Source organism: Petrotoga sp. 8T1HF07.NaAc.6.1 (assembly GCF_016772115.1).
Classification (GTDB): Bacteria; Thermotogota; Thermotogae; order Petrotogales; family Petrotogaceae; genus Petrotoga; species Petrotoga mobilis.
Window position 1 is genome coordinate 119,741 of the sequence record NZ_AUPG01000005.1, and the last position, 21,407, is coordinate 141,147.

Consider the following 21,407-nt stretch of genomic DNA (forward strand, 5'->3'; position numbering starts at 1 on the left):
ACCCGGGTTAAACCCGGGTTTTACTATCTGAAAGGAGAAAGTTAAAATGAGTTTTCAACTGACAGATGTTGAATCTGGACAAGTATACTACGCAGATGAAAACACCAAATTCATTGATATAGCTAAAAAATTCGAGAAATCTTCTGGAAAAATGGTTTTATACGTAAAATTCAACAACGACATTAAGGAATTGTTCAGCAAAGTTCCTAAAAGTGGAAGTATACAATTTTGCGACATTACAACACCCGATGGAGTGCGTATTTATAGGCGAGGGCTTTTCTTTGTTTTGTATATTGCCCTAAAAGAAATCAATCCAGAAGATAAGTTCTATGTAAATAACACTCTCAACGATGCCATGTATTGCGAATTTAAATCTGGAGAACCTTCGGAAGATTATTTATTGCTACTAGAAAACAAGATGAGAGAAATCATTGAAAAAGACATAGTATTTGAAAAGAAAACCATTGATAAATTCGATGCTATAAAAATGTTTACGGATATAGGAGAAGAAGATAAAGCCTTACTTTTCAAATACCGAAAGAAAAGTACCGTTAATATATATTATGCTGATAAATATTTTAACTATTTTTACGGATATCTTCCTTATTCAACTGGATATGTCAATAAGTTCAAATTGAAAAAGGTAGAAAAGGGTTTCGTTATAATTCACCCCACAAATAGTTTTCACAACTTTGTTCCAGATTATAGTTATTCACCAAAATTATTTGCAACTTTCGAAGAATACAAAAACTGGTTGGACATTATGGAAATAACAACTGTAGGAGAATTAAACTCCATAATCTCTCAAGGTGCCGAAAAAGTAAGAGATATAATTAGAGTAGCAGAAGTTTTACACGAAAAAAAATATGCACAGATAGCTGATGAAATAGTGAATAGAAAAAGTGTAAGACTGATAACGATAGCTGGACCTTCTTCTTCAGGGAAAACTACAAGTGCCAAAAGAATTGCTTTACATCTTAAAGTGCATGGATTAAGGCCTATTTCAATATCGTTGGATGACTTTTTCTTGGAAAGAGAGAAGACCCCGCGGGATGAAAATGGTAATTACGACTTTGAAAGCATAAATGCGTTAGATTTAGAATTGTTTAATGACACAATGGTTGATCTGATAAACGGGAAAGAAGTTACCCTCCCAAAATTCGACTTCAAAACTGGTAAAAGATTTTGGCGAGATGAACCCTTGAAAATAAAAGAAAATCAACCTATTATTATAGAAGGAATACATGGTTTGAACGAGCTTTTAACCGCTTCTATTTCAAAAGACCAAAAATTCAAAATCTATGTGAGTTCTTTAACTCAAATGAACTTAGACAGTATGGATAGAATTCCTACAACGGATACTAGACTTATAAGAAGGTTAGTGAGGGATTATTACTTTAGAGGTTATTCCGCCGAAGATACATTAAAAATTTGGCCTTCGGTTGTGAAAGGCGAACATAAAAACATATTTCCTTTTCAGGACGAAGCAGACATTATGTTCAATTCTCACCTAGTTTACGAGCTGTCTGTTTTGAAATTATTTGCAGAACCTTTATTGCTAAGCATTGATAACTTTCATCCTGAATATACAGAAGCTAAAAGGTTACTGAGATTTTTGGATTACTTTCTTCCAATCACAGAACTCGAAGAAATACCCAAAACTTCAATAATAAGAGAATTCATAGGCAAAAGTGCTTTTAGATATTGATTTAAAAAAGGTGGGCGGGCAGCCCCAGTAATTTGTTAAAAAAAAGGAGACATGTGATTTGCATGTCTCCTTTTTTGATAATGATTAACCTTTTACAGAGCCTTGAGTTAATCCTCCGATTATCCATCTTTGGAGAGACAAAAATAGAATTATCATTGGGATAGCACCCAATAGTGAGGCTGCGGTGAACAATCCCCACTCTGTTTCGTAAGGTCCCGAGGAGAAAGTTTGCAATCCAACAGCATAGGTATAATTTGATTCGCTTTGTAATATTATCCTTGCCATAACAAACTCGTTGAATATGTTCATGAAGGTAAGTATCATAACAACAGCAATTATGGGTAGAGATAGAGGCAATACGATCCTCCAAAAGGTTTGGAACCTCGTAGCACCGTCAATCATTGCAGATTCTTCCAAAGAGTCCGGGATAGTGTCATAGTAACCTTTGAACAGCCACATGTTGTAAGCAATTCCTCCCATGTAGGCAAAGATCAATCCATCTAAAGAATCCAAACCAAATACCCCAAAGTTATCACCCATAAATTTCAATATGCCATAAATTGCTATCATAAACATTACGGCTGGGAACATCTGAATAATCATCAAGAAAAATAACCCCTGCTTTCTTCCCACAAACCTCATCCTTGAAAAAGGGTAGGCTGCAATGGAGGTTATTAAAACAGTTAATACTGATGTTATACCAGCTACCATTATGGAATTTAGTAGCCATCTAGTAAACGGTTTTCTTATTTTTGCTGACCAATCTTGCTGCAATAAATAAAGATTTTTATCAATATTCCTAAGTTTGGACTTTAATTCGGAGTAATCAGTGTAATTTGCAAGATCACTAACTATCCTTGAGGCACGAGCTATATCAGCCGAAGCTTTTCCGTATTGTGTGTTATAAAGTGTTTGAATCTCAGAAAGTGGTTCAATAATAGTAACGTTACCGCCTTGATTCAAAGTAAGATATTCGTTGAGGTTTGTTTTGAATATATTAATATTTTCTTCCATTTGATTTTGGATAGCAGTTAAATTTTCTCTTCCCTGGTCGAATCTTTGTTTTGACTCTAACAAATTTTTATACCAATTCATTAGTATATATCTGTTTCGATCAGGGGAAAAATACGGATAATATTTTGAACTTATGAAAGATGCATAATTAGTTGACTCAAAGTTGTTAGTTATTTCTTGATTGGAGCTTTCCATATAAACTAACAAAAAAGGAATGTTTTGTGTTTTTTCTAAGTTACTTAAAATTTCGTCATTTTCTTGTTTGATCAGGCTAAGCGCGGTTTGAATTTCGTTCTTTTGTTCTCTTAAATTATTTAGTTGAGCACTGTATTGGGCTAATTGACGAGTATTTGAACTGTATTGTGATGTTAGTGGAAGTAATTCGTTAATGCTTCCAGAAAGTTTTAAAGTTGAACTTTTTGCCGCTTGATAACCTGGCAAAATTGTTTTCGAATCTTTTATGGCGTATATTTTTGTGAAGTTTTCGTTTAAAAATTGATAGACTTCATTGAAAAGTTCAAGTGTTTCAACAAAACCGTTTTCGATGAATATGTCTATAGAATTCAAATTCTCGTAAGCAGGAGGAATGATCTGAGAAAATTTTTGAACGTTATCGTAAAAAGATTTATCTTCACCAAATAATGGTGACTTTCCTTCTACATTCGATAAGTCTTGTCCCTCAAGTATGTTGTAAGAAGCATGCAATCGCTCTTTTTCGACTATGAATATATCAAAAAGTGCGGATAAACTGTTGAATATATCACTGTTTTGTCTTTCCAAAAGCACTTGTTGTGAAGTGATTTGTGATATTTGTGAATTTATATTGTTTAAATCTGCTTCTAATTGAGATATTTGAGTTACAGACTGACCGTATAATTCATTAGCCTGTTTTTGAATATCTTCTTGTATCCGTTCTATTTCTGTTTCAATTTTCTCCCATCTTTCTGCCAAAGATAAAATGTTGTTTCCGAATATTTCAGCTTCGGGTTCTTCTTTTATCCATCTCCTATAAGTTCTTACCCTCCAAGTAGATGTTTTCAGCGGGATTTGCAGTATTGTATTCATCGTTTCTATATAGTATTCACTATCTTTATTTAAAGAGCTATTTTCAAAGCTGGTCATTATTTCTTTTCTTTGAGTAAAATAATCACTTATCAATGTTTGCAATGGCATGATATCAACGTTTATACCCATACTTTCGGAGAGATTAAGTATTGCAGTTAACTCTTCTTCGAAGGTTTGATAATCTTCAATTCTTATTTTGTTTATATCTTTGTAAAACGGGTCTTTATACTGTGTTTCGTAAAGTGTAAATATATCATCATACGAGCTTTCTAAATCTTCGAAGTTATTTTGAGTTTCGGTAAAGTATTCTTCCAAACTGGTTATAAATTTCATTGATTCTTTTTGTGCTTCTGTTAAAGATATCCCGCTGTATTCCCCAATGTACGAGCTAAGAGAGTTCAGTTCGTTTATTATTTCAGGTACATTTGGAGTTTGAAGGATTAAATCTTTATAATTATTCATAGTTAATCTGTTCGAAAACAATTTTGGTGAAAATGCGGCATTATCTCTTCTTATCGATGTAGAGATTAACCATACAAGAGGAAAGAGTATTACAACAACACAGATGATCAATATTATATGCCTTAAAGTGTAATTTTTCTTTTCGATCACAGCCATTATCTACTCACCTCTTCGAACGAGCCTGAGAATCTAAAGTTAAAGTAGGTAAACACAGCAATTATTGCAAATATGATCATCGAAATAGCGGAAGCAAATCCAAAGTCCTGGCCTAGTGATCCTTCAAAGGCTAATTTATATACATATGATATCAAAATGTCTGTTGAACCTGCCGGTGTGTTCGTACCTGCCATTGCGGGTCCCCCACTTGTAAGTAGATATATTAATGTAAAATTGTTAAAATTGAATGCAAAACTCATAACGAGTAATGGCGCAACTGCGACCATCAAAAGTGGTAACGTTATCTGTCTAAACTGTTTCCATCTGTTTGCACCATCTATGACGGCTGCTTCGTATAGTTCGCCTGGAATACTTTGTAAAGAACCGAGGGTTATAGTCATCATGTAAGGAAATCCGAGCCAAGTATTAGTTATCAATATTGCCACTTTTGCCCAAAATGGATCATTCAGCCATTTTATAGGGTTTAACCCTAAGTTCCCAAGTATGAATTTGTTGATTATCCCGTATGTTTCGTTGAAGAATCCATTTCTCCAAACCAAAACAGAAATAAAAGCAGGTATCGCCCACGGTATTATTAGTAAAGTTCGGTACACTACTTTCCCTTTGAGATTTACATCGTTTAGGACTAGCGCAAAAATGAGGCCAACTACAAAAGTAAAAAGAACACTTAAAGCTGCATAGGCAAAATTCCAACTAAGAATTTTAAAGAATGGTCCGGAGATTCTAGGATCACTTATTATTTTTGCAAAGTTTTCTCCACCTATATAGTCTTTATAACCTATTAATCTGTACAATTCTCCATTCTCATTGTAATCCCAAAAGGCAGAGTCCCTTTCAACTAATTCTTTGTTGGTAAGAGTGTTCATTACAACTGTTTTGTAGATCTCTCTTTCTCCGTCGACTATAACCTTAACCGATGTATCGTAAACCCTGTAGACTTCAGAGAATTTTCGGAATATCGTGGAACTTGAGAGGCGGAAGTTTTGATCTTGAAACACCAAATTTAAAGACTTTAAATAATTCTGTCTCAATACAGAGTTGTAAAACGCTGAATTTGTAGAGGTAAGAGGATCAACGGGCGAATAAAAATACGTGTATCTGACTTCTCCATCTTTTTCAATGGCTATTATTGAATCGCTACCATTGGTTCCTAAACTTTCCGTGGGGCGCATTATTTTGTAAGTGGCATTGTTTACAGTTATTTGGTCTCTTTCAATAGGAAACAATTCTGATTCTGCATATATTAGATTACTTCTAGAATCGTACTCTAAAATTACTGGTTTTTCTGATAAATACATATTTTTTTCGTCGTATAAAAGTAATAAAAAATCTTCAGTTGGTTTGTATTCTTCATCGTATCTGACGAATACTTTGAAATCATAAGTTTTTGGATTTTCTGGCTCAAAGTAATACACCGGATCTGTAAGAAGAGTATCTATAGCGTTAGTTCTAGTGAATAAATGTCCCGTTCCATAATTAGTGAATGAGGTATCAATCGTGTAATAAATGGGATATATGGTTAAAATGAAGAGAAAAAACAAAGCAGGCAACGTATATCGATACGGATAAGCTTTTTTGGAAAAAATCGCCCAATCCATAAAAACGAGAAAAATACTTATTACTATGCCTAATCCATAGTTGGCAAATATGAATAAAAGAAGTATCGCCCATACAAGGAGTGCATTCATCACTCCAATGAATATCCATATTAAAAAAGTAGTGAACTTATTCAAGAGCTGCCCCTCCCAAAAATTTTAGCTTTAAAAAAAAGGAGAGGGAGTTACCCTCCCCTTCTTGTCGGTTAATCTTGTTATCTTTTAATCTTAGAAGATCAATCAAAGGTTATAAATTACAAAGCTGCTTTTATCTTTGATACGGCATCGTTAAGAGCATCTTCCGGTGTTTGTGTTCCGTTTATAATGTTGTTTAGAGCATCACTCATAGGTTGCCATACAGATTGCATTGCTGGTATATTAGGCATTGGTTCTCCACCTGATGCGCTTTCTGTGAATGCTGCAACCATTTCTGCTGGAACTGGACCACCTTGTTCGTCTACTATTTGGGCTACATCCAATCTTGAAGGACCTCTCGGATCAGCGATATAGAATTGATATATTCCTTCAGCTGTTGCTAAGTAATTGATCACAAATTCCATAGCAAACGCCTTGTTTTGTGATCTAGAATTGATCATCAATCCTTGTGAACCCACAAAAGGTCTCATTTGTTTACCTGGTTCAACTTCTATGCTTGTTAATGGCACTACTCCAAAGTCTATACCCGCATCTATATATCTTTTTACGGACCATGGACCATTTATCATCATGGCAATTAACCCGTCTGTAAACATGGAATCCATAATAGTGTAACCCATACCTTGAGGCATTATACCTTCGTCGAAGAAACTCTTCAAACGATATCCGGCTTTTATAGCTCCTTCATTGTTCAATCCTATATCAGATATATCGTAACCAGTCCTAGAATCATAATCAAAGACATAAGCACCATATCCGCTAAAGAAACCATAAGTTTGATAAAAATCGTTAGGAACAACAGCGAATCCAACCGTTTCATCTGTTGTTAATTCTTTTGCCAAAGCCATTAATTCGTTTATATTTGTTGGAACTTCATCATCACTCACATAATCCCTGTTGTATAATAATCCAACTGCTTCAATGGCGTAAGGCAATCCATAGAGCCTACCTTCATATGTGAATGCTTGAATTCCTGATGGAGCAAACTTGTTAAGTTCGATAGCAGATTGTGGAATAGGTTCAAGCAGGCCATTTAATGCTAATTCTCCAACCCAATCATTAGCTCCTACTATTATATCAGGACCTTCCCCCGCCTGTGCTGAAGTTAGAAATTTTGACTTGATATCACCGAAATTAACCATTTGAACTTCGACGTTGATACCAGTATCTCTGGTAAACTGCTGGCCGATTCTTCTCATAAAGTCAACTTGCAATTCAGAAGACCACACGGTTAAAGTTTGTGAAAAAAGTGAAAGTGCTCCTACTAACATTACCAAAGTTAAAATTAAGCCTTTTTTCATCTTAATACCCCCTTTTGAGTGTTTTTTCCTTATGGAAACGTTTTTACTAAACTAATTATAACAAAAAAGGATACAATTTCAAATCGGGATTATTGGCGATTAAATCCGGTTAAAGGTGATTATCAAGAATTATTTCCGATTAAGAGCAAAAATCTCAGTTTTTCGATATTTTTCTCAAAAATTTAAATAGGATAAATTGCTGTATCTTCATTCTGAAAGCTTTCTGCCAGGTTTAGGTCAATGTTAAGTGAACGAACGTAATTATTTTTCAAGAATTTTTTACCAACTTCTTTGAATAAAACGTAGGTCAATAAATCTTCATCATTCTGAGCCAATATGCCTATTTCCTTTTTCGCTTTTTCTAGCTCAGGTTCTAAATCATCTGCTGGTCTATAGTCTATGGGTTTCTCATTGCCTAATGCTAATTTGTATAATTCTTCGTCTACTGGGGCAGGTGGTTTTCCATACAGACCTTTCAAATAATTTTTTACTTCGTTAGTTATCATTGAATATCTTTTACCAGTTAATACGTTTAAAACAGCTTGAACTCCTACGATCTGACTAGTGGGGGTTACCAAAGGGGGATATCCTAAATCTTTTCGAACCTTAGGTACTTCTTGTAGAACATCGCTTAATTTATCTTCAGCCTTTTGTGACTTTAGTTGAGAAACTAAATTAGAAAGCATACCTCCAGGGATTTGAGCATTTAATATTCTGGCATCTATTGATTCCATCTTGACATCGTACTCACTGTATTTCGACCTTACCTTCCAAAAATATTCAACCAATTTCATTATTGTTTTTGTATCTAGATCTAAGTCGTAGGTGTAGACAAAAGGTTCGACCGCTGGTTCTGAGGTACCGTTAGCAAAAGGGCTCAACGCTAAATCCAGAATGTCTGCTCCAGCTTCTACTCCAGCGAAATAAGCCATAGAAGCAAGACCAGTGGTTGCGTGAGAATGAATATCAACAAGGATGTTGAATTTCTTCTTGATTTCTTTTACCAAATCATAGGCATCTTTTGGTTTTAACAATCCCGCCATATCTTTTATAACAATTGAATCGACGCCTCTTTCCACTAATTCTTTTGTATAATTTAAATAGTACTGCAGATTGTGAACGGGACTAACGGTGTAACATATAGCTCCTTGAACATGAATATTTCTTTTTTTTGCAACCTCTATAGACTTTTCCAAGTTACGAATATCGTTTAAAGCATCGAAAACCCTTATGATATCCATGCTGTAGTCAGCTACTTTGTTAACGAATAATTCTACCACGTCATCGGCATAATTTCTGTATCCAACTAAATTTTGCCCTCTTAGAAGCATTTGGATTTTGGTATTTTTTAATTTCGCTCTTATGGTTTTTAGCCTTTGCCATGGATCTTCGTTGAGGTATCTTATGCATGAATCGTAAGTAGCCCCACCCCATACTTCCATAGAATAATAGCCAACTTGATCGAAGTCTGTCAATTGACCTTCAAAATCATCCATTTTTAATCTCGTTGCTATTAAAGATTGTTGCCCGTCTCTTAAAGTTGTATCAACTATATATGGTTTTTTATTCATCTTATTCAACTCCTTTTGTAAAAATTTCTTTTAAAAATCTTTAAAATTGGAAGCCCTATAATATACGTTGCAACAGCTTCTCCGACTCCTATCCAAAGTACAGAAAAGAAATACGGTACTCCATACAATGGGGCGACATAAGCAGACACCCCAAAGGCGTTAATTAATACGGGAGGAAGAGGAGCTAAATACTCATTTGGCATCTTCCAAGTTATAATTCCTGCTATCAAGGTCAATAAACTTCCAAACCAGATATCCCAAGCACCCAAACCACCTATTATATTTGCTAACAGTGCACCTACGTAGATTCCTGGAATAAATGCAGGATCAAGATAAGTCAGAACCACAAAAGCCTCAGCAATTCTAACCTGTATAGGGCCGAAACTGATAGGTTGAAATATAATACAAAGAACAACATATAATGCCGCTATTAAAGAGGCTCTAACGATCCTTATTGAACTCATATCTCCTCCAAAATGAAAAATCTGGTAAAGTATTTCAACTCTACCAGATTATTTTTAAATTAAAGTTTTTATTGATTTAAAAGTAGATCTATATTCTCGAGTATTTGCTGCCTTTGATTAGATCTTTCTTCATCAAGGCTTTCTGTATTTAATGAATCTAAGGTACCTTTTATTGTTTCCAAATCTTGTCTTACAGATTCAATGTCACCTGTTGAATTATAATACTCTAAAATGTAGGAGTAAACAGTTGCATAATAGTCAAAAGCTACATTAGGATCGTCAGGTTTTACTTGATATAATCTTCCTATAATCTCTATGGAATCTGGATTCACTTCTCTTAATGCCACGAGAGAATTTTCCAAGGCTACATTCATTTGTTCTACATCGTTTGTTAATTCATTGTATTTGCTCTGAATTTCTGGCTCTGTGAAGACTCCATAGGTACCTTGTAAATATGCAATTTCCCTTAAAGCAAATTCTTTTTGGGAGGCTTCGTTACGGAGATCTGTCGACTCGGCGGTGTCTTTGATTTGGGTATAATATTCAATTTGATTATTTATTTCATCGTTGCTATATCCTAGAAATTCTGGATAGGATTGAGCTATATTCAAATAGCTTTCAAAATCATTTTTTTGAGAAATTTTCATAGGAAGTAGATTTTCCACAGTGAAAATATAAGAGACATACCATTCTTCAGGTAACTCATTATCGTTTAATATAGCTTCACGGTACTTCTTTTCAACATTTGCTAAGTCTTCAAAAGATTGCGCATAATAAATATCGTATGCTATATCCAAGGGTTCGTATGAAATTACAAAATCGTAGTTAGATATGTATGGCCCGTACCAATTGTTGATCTGATAATCCACATAACTAGCAGTCAATTGACTTTTTATATCTTCGTCTACTAATAACTCATCCGCTGTTTCATATATCTTTTTGTCTTCAACTCTCACTATTTCATATCCCAACGGAGAACTTAATGGACCGATTATTTCTCCAGGAGTTGAAGAGAGTGAAGCTTCAAATATATTTTCAGAAATATCTCCACGTTTTACCCATCCAACCAATCCACCAACTGATGCTGTTTGAGCGTCTACAGAGTTTTTTGAAGCTGCGTCAGTGAAAGAGATATTATTTTGCAATATCTCAGATTTAAGGTTATTGGCTGTACTTTCATCTACTGTTACAATTCTACTGATTTTAACTGTATCAAATTCGTTTTTGAAATTTTCTAGGTTATCCGAAACATAGGTTGATAGTTCTACTTCTGAGAAATTGGAAAAATAATTTCTTAATTCGTTAATTACCTCATTTCTATACACTAGGCTGCTAACGAAACCACGAAAATATTCTTCTTTTTCAAAAAACATTAAGAAAATTTGCTTTGTGCTTTCATTTCCCATGTATTGACTGTACATCTGATCTGTTTCTTGGGAAATTTTCGTTGCATCCAACGTTATCCCATTATCGTTTAAAAACTTTTCCATGGCTTTGTATTCCATTAAAACATCAGTTATACTTATTAGATCTAATGGTTTGTTAAAATACTGATCGTATTGGGGGTTTTGACTCAACATATTCAATAATGTATTGTGATACTCCCCCATCAATTGATCCAATTCCAAAAAATAAGATTCGTGAATTTGTTCCCCATCCTGTGAAGTTAAATATGCCACTGATTCTGAGAATATTGATACAGAGAGAATTACTAGAATACCAAATACTACTAAAAGTTTTTTCATCTTGGACCTCCTCTGATTTGATAATTTTATACGATATACTGACTTCAAAAACTCTAAAGCCTGTTTTAGCGCCCCTTCGCCCCGCAGCCCGCCCATAAGGAAAAGGAGTTTTTTGCCCTTCCGCCGCTCCCCACCAATAAGGAAAGGAATAGCAATACTTTCATGATAACTGTTAATAATTAAAAGAAGCTTAAAAATTATGCTAGAAAATTTGGCTGATTCTTTTATATGTGGTATAATAGAATGAAAATTATATAACTTTCTAGTTAAGAGTAAATTAACCTACCTAAAGGAGGGAGGGATTGTATTGATTCCATTAAAAGAGAAACTGATAATGAAAACTTTATACCACAAATTTAATGATCAACTGCCTCATTTAGAAACTGAAATTAGCTACAAAAGAGGAAACAAACATCTATTTTTTGTCTTATACGCTCTAAAATCTACTAGTGAAAAGTTATTATCTCACGATCTAATAAAAAATGGAAATGAGCTTATTTTTACACTTGAGGCTGGAAAAGAAAAACATAACGTGAAATTAGAGACAAAAGAAAGTTATAAATCTTATTATTTCGTATCTATAAACGACAATTTGAATATCGATGAATTTGTTGAAATAGAGCCTAAATTAATCAATGAATGATTCTTTCCATTTCTATTTGTTTTATAAATATAGAATAATTATTGTCAATTAAAGCTTTGTACAACGGATCATCTTCTGGAACTGAGACTAAAACAATTCTATCTTTTATTTCAAAAAGTTTAGATGAGATATCTTCAATTATTGCGTCGAAGGTGTAACCCTCTTCAACAGGGGAGGCATCGACTATGTAACAATTATCTTTGTTGAATCCCCACACAACATAGCCGCATTTCTTATTGTTGTCGGAGATGATTTCATAGTTGTATCTGTTTTCACTAAGTTTTATGGTTATAGGTTCTCTTTGCCAATTTGGTTTTCTCTTAAATCTAAATTTTGCTTCTATTGCCATTTCATGGATTACATCTGAAGTAGTTTGTTCGTATTTGAAATGAGCATTTGATGAGTTATCTTTTTCTTTAAAAAAAGAAGCCAGCTCCCTTGTTGCCCTAAAACCATGCTTATTATAAAATCTTATAGACCTTAAATCACTTTGGGCAACTTCTAAGATTATTTTCTTTATCTCTTTCCATTTTAATGTTTCAATTGTTCGAAAGATGATTTCAGAAGCCAACCCTTTTCCTCTAAATTCTTCTTTTACTCCAAATGAGTCGATTCTTCCAATATCTTTTCGTATGGATATAATACTAAAACCTACAGGTATGCCGTCAGAAAGAGCTATAAAAGAATCTTCTATGGAAATAGAGTTTTCTTTCACATCTTTTTCAAAACTTTCTAAATTCCAATTGACTGGGAAAACATAGTCTTTAAATACTTCATTTACGAGCTCGATAACAACGCTCGTTGAAACATTTTTTAGTGATTCGTAAGTAATCATCGTTCCCCCCTCCTTCCTTTTCACAGATCAAACCATATTGTCCCAATTTTACGAAATCTCTACTATGTACAATTCTAACATAAAAAAAGAAAAATATGAAAAAAAGCCACCCTGTAAGGTGGCTTATTCTATGATTTCTTTCATAATATTGGCAAGCTCTACAAATTCTTGTGTTAATGAGGCACCTCCAACTAAACCGCCGTCTATATCTGGTTTACCAAAAAGGCCCAAATAATTGTTTGGTTTTATGCTTCCACCATAAAGTATTGTAGTTTTTTTAGCGAATTCTTCATTGAAGATATCTTTCAAAAGGTCTCTGATAAACTTATGAACTTCTTGAGCTTGGTTGGGTGTTGCTACTTTGCCTGTTCCGATTGCCCATACGGGTTCGTAGGCGATTATGATCTTTTTTGATTCTTCTTCTGTTAAACCATAAAGAGCTTCTTTAATCTGTCTTTCTACAACGTTGAACGTTAAACCCTTTTCACGCTCTTCCAGCTGTTCACCTACACACAGTATGGGTTTTAAACCTGATGCTAATACCTTTTTGAGCTTTTTGTTTATGAGTTCATCGCTTTCTTGAAAGATGTGCCTTCTTTCAGAATGACCAAGAATAACATATTCCACTCCTATATCTTTCAACATATTAACTGAGATCTCGCCTGTGTAAGCACCTTTATCCTCGTAATAAACATTTTGGGCACCTACTTTTATACTAGAAGTACTTGTGATATCCCTTACCTTTTCAAGAGCTGTGAAAGGCGGGCAAACAATAACTTCAAACTTATCTTGAGTTTTTATCTGTCCTATTAGTTTTGAGACAAATTCAGCTGCTTCCGCGTTTGTCTTGTTCATCTTCCAATTTCCAGCAAGAATGAATATTCTTTCATTCAGATTTTTTTTTTTCGGATATTGAAGAGATACCTGGCAATTCTATACCTTCTAAAAACTCTAAAGAGGCTCCTCCACCAGTTGAAACGTGTGAAAATTCGCTAGCCAAACCGAATTTTTCTGCCGCAGCCGCAGAATCTCCTCCACCTATAATACTTATGCAACCTTTTTTAGTTACTTCTGCAATTGCCTTTGCTACTTCTTCGGTACCAAAAGCAAAATCATCTATTTCAAAAACTCCCATAGGACCGTTCCAAACGATCGTTTTGGAATCAGAAATTTTCTCTTTAAATAAAGATACGGTTTCAAGTCCTATATCTAAGCCCATCCAACCTTCGGAAATTCCATCCTCTATTTTTACGGTTTTCTTTTCAACACCTGCTTCTATTTTTTGAGCGATAACGGCATCAATAGGTAAAACAATCTCAACGCCTTTTGCTTTAGCATTTTCTAGAATTTCTTTTGCAACATCGAGTTTATCTTCCTCTACTAATGAAGAACCAACCTTTTTATCTAAAGCTTTTAAAAAAGTAAACATCATTGCTCCGCCGATTAAAATCTTATCAGCTTTATTTAACAAATTATTTATTACCCCTATTTTGTCGGATACTTTAGCACCACCCAGGATTACTACATACGGTTTTTCAGGGTTTTCAACGGCCTTTTGTAAAAATTGGATCTCTTTTTCCATCAAAAATCCTGCAACACTTGGTATATAGTCCGCGATTCCAACATTTGAAGCGTGTGCTCTATGAGCCGTTCCAAAAGCATCATTAACATGAAGATCAGCTAAAGAAGCCCAATATTTTGCCAGTTCAGGATCGTTTTTTGTTTCACCTTTTTCAAATCTTGTATTTTCAAGAACTAATACTTCACCTTCTTTTAACTCTGAAACAGCTTCTTCAACTTTTGGTCCTCTGGTTTCATCTACAAAATAAACTTTATTATTTAATAGCTCACCTAATCTATCGGCTACGGGTTTTAGAGAAAATTGAGGGTCCTTTTCACCTTTGGGACGGCCTAAGTGAGATAGTAATATTACTTTTGCTCCTTTGTCTAAGGCGTATTGAATTGTGTCAAGAGCGGCTAAGATTCTTGTTTCATCGGTTATTTTTCCATCTTTTATAGGAACGTTGAAATCAACTCTCATTATGACTTTTTTGCCTTTAAGATCTGCGTCTTTTATAGTTAATTTTTCCATATTGACACCCCCTATATTCACATTTCTTTTAAAGAAAAAGGGGATTAAATCCCCTCTTTTTGATTGCAATTACAGCATCTTAGCTAATTTTTCAGTCAATTTGACAACGGTTGATGAGTATCCATTTTCGTTGTCGTACCAGGCACACACTTTAACAAAAGTTCCATCAATTACATTAGTTAATGTAGCATCGAATATTCCTGCAACAGTTGAACCAACAATATCAGAAGAAACAATTGGTTCTTCACTATATTCAAAGAGACCTTTTAATTCATTTTCTACGGCATCTTTCATCATTTTGTTTATTTCTTCAACGGTTGTTGGTTTTTCCACTTCTACAGTTAAATCACTAATAGATCCATCTGGAGTGGGAACTCTCAAAGCCATTCCATCTAACTTACCCTTTAGTTCTGGAATTACTAATCCAACAGCTTTAGCAGCCCCGGTTGTCGTTGGGATAATATTTAGAGATGCTGCTCTTGCTCTTCTCAAATCTTTATGAGGTAAGTCTAAAACCCTTTGATCGTTTGTAAATGAATGAACGGTGGTTAACAAACCTCTTTTAATTTTTAATTTGTCGTTTAGTACCTTAATAACTGGTGCAATTGAGTTGGTTGTACAAGATGCGTTTGAAATAACTTCCATCTGAGGAGTGATTACATCGTCATTAACTCCCATAACTACCGTTGCATCTACTTCACCTTTTGCTGGAGCGGTGATTATAACTTTCTTAGCACCAGCTTTTAGGTGTGCAGAAGCCTTTTCTTTACTTACAAATACACCTGTAGATTCGATAACTATTGAAACACCTAATTCACCCCATGGGAGGTTGGCGGGATCTTTTTCTGCCAAAACCTTGATCTCTTTCCCGTTGACCTTTAAACCGCTATCAATTACCTCCACCGTTCCTTTGAATTTTCCATGAACGGAATCGTATTTTAAAAGTGTCCCTAAAGTTTTTGAATCTGTAAGATCGTTTATCGCCACTACTTCAAAGTTTGGGTTTTCAACTAACTGCCTAAAAACTAATCTACCTATTCTCCCAAAACCGTTTATCCCTATTTTAACTGCCACTTATAAAACACCTCCTGTTAAATTGTTTGTTATTTTTTTCTCTTACTTTTATTGTACACATGAAATTATGCTTTTTTGAAAAGAAAAAGTTAATTTTTTTAAGCCCCAAAGTTAGGCAGAGTTCCTAAGAATTTTTGTGAAATCTCGTTAGTTTTTTCCTCTTTAAGTTTGCTAGCCTTTTCTATCGCCTCATTTGAAGCAGCTATTATAAGATCTTTTAAGGTGTCTATATCTTCATCTTCAACTTCTTCAGATATAACTATATCTTTTATTCTCATATCGCATGTTGCCACAACCTTTACTACACCCCCGCCTGCGGTGGCTTCTACTTCAACGTTGGATAACTCTTCATCCAGCTTATCTAGTTCTTCTTGCATTTCAACTTGTGCCCTTTGCGCTTCTTGAAGCATTTTGTTCATATCGGTTTTGCTGCCGGTTTTTTTAGAAAGAGATCTTCCACCTAAACTTTTCATTTTTTTGGCCATAAATATTCCTCCTAACGGTTAGCTGATAATTGCAATACTGTTCTTTCCATAATATTCTATCACATTATTTATAAAATCGGGGTTGTGTTTTTTTGACAAGATAAAGAGGATCCTCCTTTGTACATTTGGTACTTCAACCCAACCGTCTGTGAATATGATTATGCCTTCTGGTCTTAAATTTTCCTCAACGTAATCAACTGCGGGTTGCATGTCAGTTGACCCTTTACCTTTTAAAACTAGTTCCTTCCAGCTCCCTTTGTGATAGGTCATAATATTTTGGATATGACTGTCTGCTTGAATTAGGGTTACTTTTCCACCGAGAGATTTTGCAATATTTTCTATTTCACTGAAAAAAGCATTGTATTCTTCTTCTATAATTGAACCACTTGTATCGATGATTATTGCAATATTTGGTCCCATTTTTGATCTCCAACCTGGTTGATCCTCATATCTTCTATTTGGTCTCATTAGGGTCCTATATTTTTCAACGATAATAGAACTACCAAAAAATCTTCTTAACATTGTTTCCCAGTTAAAGAAAGGTTTTGTTACCATAAGAGAAACTGCTAATTCTATACCATCGGGAAGATTGTCTTTGCTTTTGTCGTAAGCTTTTGTAACAAACTCACTTACGATATCAAAAGCCATTTCTTCTGGAATATCTGATGAAAAGTCGTGTGAGTCAAGATTGTTCTCTCTTTTTTCTAATATCTCTTCTATATCGATCATCTTGTTTTTTTCCAACAAATCCATTGCGTATCTATAGTATTCTTCTGCCGTTTTATTTAAGAGGTTCATGGGAGCGGTAACAAAAAAGAATTCGTTGTCTGGGGCATGTCCTTCGGCTACCATTACATCTAAAGGTTCTGCAAATACATCTAATTCTCTGATATACTGGTTTACCGCTGCGTCCATTGCTAAATCCCAAATACCTCTTTCCCTTTTGTTTTTAGGTTTTATGAATATATGTCCAAAAATTATATGGTAAATTTCGTGTTTTAAAATTCCTTTGGTTAATATTAAACCAATATTTTTTAAACGGTTTGGATTATACAACAATCTAAATTTCCCTTGAGCTGTTATTGAAACCTTTATAGTTCTTACTGAAGTGGTTGGCATTGAATCAAAATTCATCCTCAAGTAAGAAAAAAATAAGCTTTCTTTTTCCAGTTCAATCCAAGCCTTTTGAAGTATATCATCCATTCTAAATTCCTTCCATCCAAGTGGAATCTCCTAGTTTAATGGCAATTTCTTCCAAAAGTTTGTCGTAAAAGGCTTTTTTTAATCCTTTATTTTTTTCTACCATTTCGTTTAGAAATCTTAATACGGAGAACATAGCATCCTTAGGTATGACCTCACTTATGATCTTTACATTTTCTGCGATTGTTTTTTGATCGCCATCAGATAATAATTGTTCCATTTCTTCTTCATTTAATGATTCAAAATAATTATTTATTCTCAAAATAAGACTTACTTTTTCTTCATTGGTCAATTTCTCGATTCTTTCAAGATTTTTGCCCTCGATTAGTAAATCTTTTGGGTTTGGTAGTTCAACTTTATTTTCCAAATGAGATAAAAACGATCTAGCTGCTTCGGATCCAACTATTGAGGCAGCAATGACGTAACCATATTTTTTCATATCATCTTCAGATAAATTAGATAAAACGTTGGATAATTTATACCAACTTCTGGGACTGGGTCTTAAATTGAGTCTCATCGATACAATATTATCGGAAGAAAGATATTCAGGATATTCTTTGATAAAAGAAATAACTTCACCTTTTACTTGCTCTTGATTAGACCAGTTTACCCAATCGTCAACATCAGGAGACAATTCTAAATGAAAAAATCTCGACATGAAGGCAGGATCGGTTATCAAATCTACTTGATCGTACTCTTCATCGGGAGGATTGGCGGCTCCCATGATCCATGCTCCAGCGGGTAATATGTGATTATGTATTCTTCTGTCTATTAATAATTGCATGATAGCATTTCTTATCGATCTATGTGCCCTGTTTATTTCATCGATCATTATTATTACTTCATCTTTATTAGGCCACCAGTCAGGTTTTAAAAAGACCGTTTTTTCTGCGTCCCTAGAAGGGAGTCCAATTAGATCTCCGGGTTCCATCTGAGAGATGATCAATATGATCAATTCTCTTCCAGTCTCTTGAGCTATTTCTTTAGCTATATCCGTTTTACCGACACCAAAATGCCCCCATAAGAGAGGTATTTCTCCAGAAGCCATTATTTTTTTTGATAGGTATTTTACCGTTGATGGTTTCAATTGTTGTATTCTCCTTTCGTTGATAATGATTTAGATTTAGGGCTTTTCTTTTTGAGGTATTGAGTATGATGAATCAGTTTTTATAATTAATGGATAAACTTGATTATTTGAATCTTTTACCTGCCCCGTACCTAAAATTTCCCCTGCAGGTAATATTTCAAAAGAATAGATTATTTCTTGATCGTTAGTGCCGTAGATTTTCTGTTCAATTAGTACACCGTTGGGATTTATGATCCTTAAAAACAGATCATAATCCGGCCAATTGTCAACACATACTCCCAACATATAAATCTGATTGTTATAAACTTTTACTTCTTCAACACGAGAAAGTGATTTTATAGATAAAGTTTCAAAGTATTCAACTTCAATAGTGTCTTTTTGTTCAAGGTCTTTCGATATCTTCATTATAAAGCCTTTCCACTCTTGTTCGTTGAGTGTAGTAATGTATCCCCCTATATATATGTTTCCTTCATTATCTTGGGTTATACTATTTGGATTTTCGTGAAAAGTTGTATAACCATATTCATCTGAAAATATTAATATTCCCTCTCTACTATATTCTAATATTAATAAGTCGTTTTGTTTTTCTGGATTAGAATTAGACGTACCTGAGGCTATGATTCTGTTATTATCAATTACTAAATCAACGATTTTTTCCTCTCTATCCCTTCCATACATGTTTTCCCAAATTTTCTTTCCGGTAAGGTTTATTTCAGAGATGTACGCTTGACTGTTACCATTTGCTATTACCCATCCTCCAACGATGTAACTCCCAGAGGTGTTTTTTATTGAGTTTAATGCTCCTTGAAAATTGATGACAAGAGACCAGTTCATTTCCCCCATATCAGATATATTTAAAATGTAAGGTTTCCCATTTTTTTGTCCCACTAGAGTGAAGGTATTATTGAAAAAAACAAAATCATTTATACTTACCTGACCGCTTTCTATGAACATTTCTTTTCTTATATTGCCTTCTTCGTCTATGAAATACAAATAATACTGGTTCCCCTTAATAGCCAGTGAAACATATTCATTGTTGTTTGTTTGAATTGTTTTAGTTAGATACGTCCCATTTTCATCAATCTTTTTGAAAAAAGATTGACTGTTGGTTGAGTTGACTTCTTGCGTATTTGAAAGATACTGTATTAAAGGCTCCTTTTGGCTATCATAAGTGCTACTCAGAAAATCAACAGTATCATTGGTTTTTGAATTAGAGAGATATATTCCAGAAACGAAAAAAAAGATAGAAAGAGTAATTATCGCAAAAAACAATATTTTCTTTAAAATGATATTTCACCGCTTTCATGCTAATAAGTTATTTTTTGTATTTAATATTGTAAGAATTGGGATTTAGCCAGTTAAAAGAAACTTCTAATTTTACGTTTAACTGTTTTTCCAGTTCTTCAGTCAAAGCTGGGGTTAAATATCCCGAAAGGTTGTGAAATGCGTTGATTTCAATTACTTTTATTTTTTCTTTTTTTATTTCCTTTGCGGAGGACAATAATTCTTTTATCAATCTTCCATGTACCAAAGAAGGGGCTATGATTTTTCCCGTTCCATGACACAATGGGCATTGTGAATACACATTGGTATCCAGAGGTTGTGTGGTTCTTTTCCTAATAATTTCTAACAACCCCATGTTTGTGAATCCCAATATGGTAACCTTTGATTTATCTTTTTTTGATTCTTCTTTTAGAATATTGATAATCGTTTTTTTGTGCGAAGAGTCCTTCATATCAATAAAATCAACTACGATCATACCGCCAATATTCCTTAATTTCAATTGCCTAGCTATTTCTTTGGCTGCTTCCATATTTGTAATAAAAGAAGTTTCTTCAATATTCTTCCCCTCTAAATTTCCAGCAGAATCTACATCGATGGCTGTTAAAGCTTCCGTTCTATCTACCGTAATTGTTCCTCCACCAGATAATTCTATCTTCTTTGTAAAGATCTCTTCCATTTGATGGTATATATTATGGATCTGAAAAACATCTCCTCTTACAAACTCAACTTTGGGTTTTAGTTCGAAACCTTTCAAACTTTTTTTAGTTTTCTAAAAATTTGTCTGTCATCTGTGATTATTTTTTTTGTTTTAGAATCCAATCTTTCCCTTAATATATACTCAAGAAAATCACTTTCTTCGTATAAAACTCCAGGATTTTTTTGAGAATGAAATCTTTGTAAAATACTGTTATACATTTTGCGCATTTCGCTTAATTCTACTTCTACTTCTTTTTCATCGATTCCTTCAGAATTAGTTCTAAATATTATAGATTCGTTATCAATTAGAATTTTTTTTGCAACTTGCCTCAATCTTATTCTTTCTTTTTCTTGAAGAATTTTTCTAGATATCCCAATACTTTCATTAGAATTTGGAATGTATACTAAATATTTCCCAGGCAAACTTATTTGCATAGAAAGTTGAGGGCCTTTTCTCGTTCCACCGTCTTTCCTTACCTGAACTAGAATCTTATCTCCAACTTTATATTGATTGGGATCATCAAGAACGTCTCTGTATCTGAGAAAACCGTTCTTTCCTAATCCAATATTAACAAAAAAAGCCTCCAAACTCGGAACCCTATTTTCAATCACACCCAAGAAGATTTTCCCAATATTTCTATCGGTTTCAAAATCCTCGAAAAAAATTTCACTTAATTTATCTTCTTCCAATATTGCTATTCTGATCTCTTCTAGAGCTTTACTAACTAGCATTGTCTTTTCTTCGTCCATTGC

General features: G+C 34.1%; 18 protein-coding genes. 2 read left to right on the top strand and 16 right to left on the bottom strand.

Annotated features, from left to right (window positions below; all coding sequences use genetic code 11):
- Positions 1 to 46: 46 nt before the first annotated feature.
- Complete coding sequence (locus NAAC61_RS04940) at positions 47 to 1,708, top strand: nucleoside kinase (RefSeq protein ID WP_103065427.1); 1,662 nt, start codon at positions 47 to 49, stop codon at positions 1,706 to 1,708.
- Positions 1,709 to 1,792: 84 nt separating this feature from the next.
- Here the strand turns inward: NAAC61_RS04940 and NAAC61_RS04945 are convergent, their stop codons facing one another.
- The 6 genes from NAAC61_RS04945 to NAAC61_RS04970 all read right to left on the bottom strand — a co-directional run bounded on the left by NAAC61_RS04945 (position 1,793) and on the right by NAAC61_RS04970 (position 11,258).
- Positions 1,793 to 4,405, bottom strand: a complete 2,613-nt coding sequence (locus tag NAAC61_RS04945; protein WP_012209238.1) for a sugar ABC transporter permease — start codon at positions 4,403 to 4,405, stop codon at positions 1,793 to 1,795.
- On the bottom strand, positions 4,405 to 6,159 hold the full coding sequence (locus tag NAAC61_RS04950) for an ABC transporter permease subunit (RefSeq protein ID WP_012209239.1): 1,755 nt from the start codon (positions 6,157 to 6,159) through the stop codon (positions 4,405 to 4,407). Before NAAC61_RS04950 ends, NAAC61_RS04945 begins: the two co-directional genes overlap by 1 nt.
- A gap of 116 nt (positions 6,160 to 6,275) precedes the next feature.
- Positions 6,276 to 7,478 carry a sugar ABC transporter substrate-binding protein gene (locus tag NAAC61_RS04955; protein ID WP_012209240.1) on the bottom strand — a complete coding sequence of 401 codons (1,203 nt, stop codon included), beginning with the start codon at positions 7,476 to 7,478 and terminating at the stop codon, positions 6,276 to 6,278.
- Positions 7,479 to 7,660: 182 nt separating this feature from the next.
- On the bottom strand, positions 7,661 to 9,049 hold the full coding sequence (locus tag NAAC61_RS04960) for a pyruvate carboxylase subunit B (RefSeq protein WP_103065431.1): 1,389 nt from the start codon (positions 9,047 to 9,049) through the stop codon (positions 7,661 to 7,663).
- 5 nt (positions 9,050 to 9,054) lie between these two features.
- Complete coding sequence (locus tag NAAC61_RS04965; protein ID WP_103065432.1) at positions 9,055 to 9,513, bottom strand: QueT transporter family protein; 459 nt, start codon at positions 9,511 to 9,513, stop codon at positions 9,055 to 9,057.
- Between the two features lie 68 nt (positions 9,514 to 9,581).
- Positions 9,582 to 11,258, bottom strand: a complete 1,677-nt coding sequence (locus tag NAAC61_RS04970) for a peptidylprolyl isomerase (RefSeq protein ID WP_158245207.1) — start codon at positions 11,256 to 11,258, stop codon at positions 9,582 to 9,584.
- Positions 11,259 to 11,565: 307 nt separating this feature from the next.
- Between NAAC61_RS04970 and NAAC61_RS04975 the strand changes: the two genes are divergently transcribed.
- On the top strand, positions 11,566 to 11,901 hold the full coding sequence (locus NAAC61_RS04975; protein WP_103065434.1) for a hypothetical protein: 336 nt from the start codon (positions 11,566 to 11,568) through the stop codon (positions 11,899 to 11,901).
- Here the strand turns inward: NAAC61_RS04975 and NAAC61_RS04980 are convergent.
- From NAAC61_RS04980 to NAAC61_RS11015, 10 genes are all read right to left on the bottom strand, one after another.
- The gene (locus tag NAAC61_RS04980) at positions 11,891 to 12,736 is read right to left on the bottom strand and encodes a GNAT family N-acetyltransferase (RefSeq protein ID WP_103065435.1); all 846 of its coding nucleotides are present in this window, start codon (positions 12,734 to 12,736) and stop codon (positions 11,891 to 11,893) included. The genes NAAC61_RS04975 and NAAC61_RS04980 overlap by 11 nt on opposite strands.
- Positions 12,737 to 12,859: 123 nt before the next feature.
- The gene (gene tpiA / locus NAAC61_RS04985) at positions 12,860 to 13,591 is read right to left on the bottom strand and encodes a triose-phosphate isomerase (protein WP_202695407.1); all 732 of its coding nucleotides are present in this window, start codon (positions 13,589 to 13,591) and stop codon (positions 12,860 to 12,862) included.
- A gap of 31 nt (positions 13,592 to 13,622) precedes the next feature.
- Positions 13,623 to 14,828, bottom strand: coding sequence for a phosphoglycerate kinase (gene pgk, locus NAAC61_RS04990; protein WP_202695408.1), 1,206 nt, complete (start codon positions 14,826 to 14,828; stop codon positions 13,623 to 13,625).
- Positions 14,829 to 14,897: 69 nt separating this feature from the next.
- On the bottom strand, positions 14,898 to 15,902 hold the full coding sequence (gene gap / locus NAAC61_RS04995) for a type I glyceraldehyde-3-phosphate dehydrogenase (RefSeq protein WP_012209247.1): 1,005 nt from the start codon (positions 15,900 to 15,902) through the stop codon (positions 14,898 to 14,900).
- A 98-nt stretch (positions 15,903 to 16,000) separates the two neighbouring features.
- Positions 16,001 to 16,387: a YbaB/EbfC family nucleoid-associated protein gene (locus NAAC61_RS05000; protein WP_012209248.1), complete on the bottom strand. Its 387-nt coding sequence runs from the start codon at positions 16,385 to 16,387 to the stop codon at positions 16,001 to 16,003.
- Positions 16,388 to 16,405: 18 nt separating this feature from the next.
- A complete protein-coding gene (locus NAAC61_RS05005) occupies positions 16,406 to 17,590 on the bottom strand; it encodes a vWA domain-containing protein (RefSeq protein ID WP_012209249.1) in 1,185 nt (394 codons plus the stop codon).
- 1 nt (position 17,591) lies between these two features.
- A complete protein-coding gene (locus tag NAAC61_RS05010; protein ID WP_012209250.1) occupies positions 17,592 to 18,674 on the bottom strand; it encodes an AAA family ATPase in 1,083 nt (360 codons plus the stop codon).
- 36 nt (positions 18,675 to 18,710) lie between these two features.
- The gene (locus NAAC61_RS05015; protein ID WP_202695409.1) at positions 18,711 to 19,946 is read right to left on the bottom strand and encodes an SBBP repeat-containing protein; all 1,236 of its coding nucleotides are present in this window, start codon (positions 19,944 to 19,946) and stop codon (positions 18,711 to 18,713) included.
- A gap of 43 nt (positions 19,947 to 19,989) precedes the next feature.
- Positions 19,990 to 20,712: a ribonuclease E/G gene (locus NAAC61_RS05020; protein ID WP_081429282.1), complete on the bottom strand. Its 723-nt coding sequence runs from the start codon at positions 20,710 to 20,712 to the stop codon at positions 19,990 to 19,992.
- Positions 20,709 to 21,404 (bottom strand): ribonuclease E/G, encoded by a 696-nt coding sequence (locus NAAC61_RS11015; RefSeq protein ID WP_202695410.1) that lies wholly within the window; start codon positions 21,402 to 21,404, stop codon positions 20,709 to 20,711. Before NAAC61_RS11015 ends, NAAC61_RS05020 begins: the two co-directional genes overlap by 4 nt.
- Between the last annotated feature and the right edge of the window lie 3 nt (positions 21,405 to 21,407).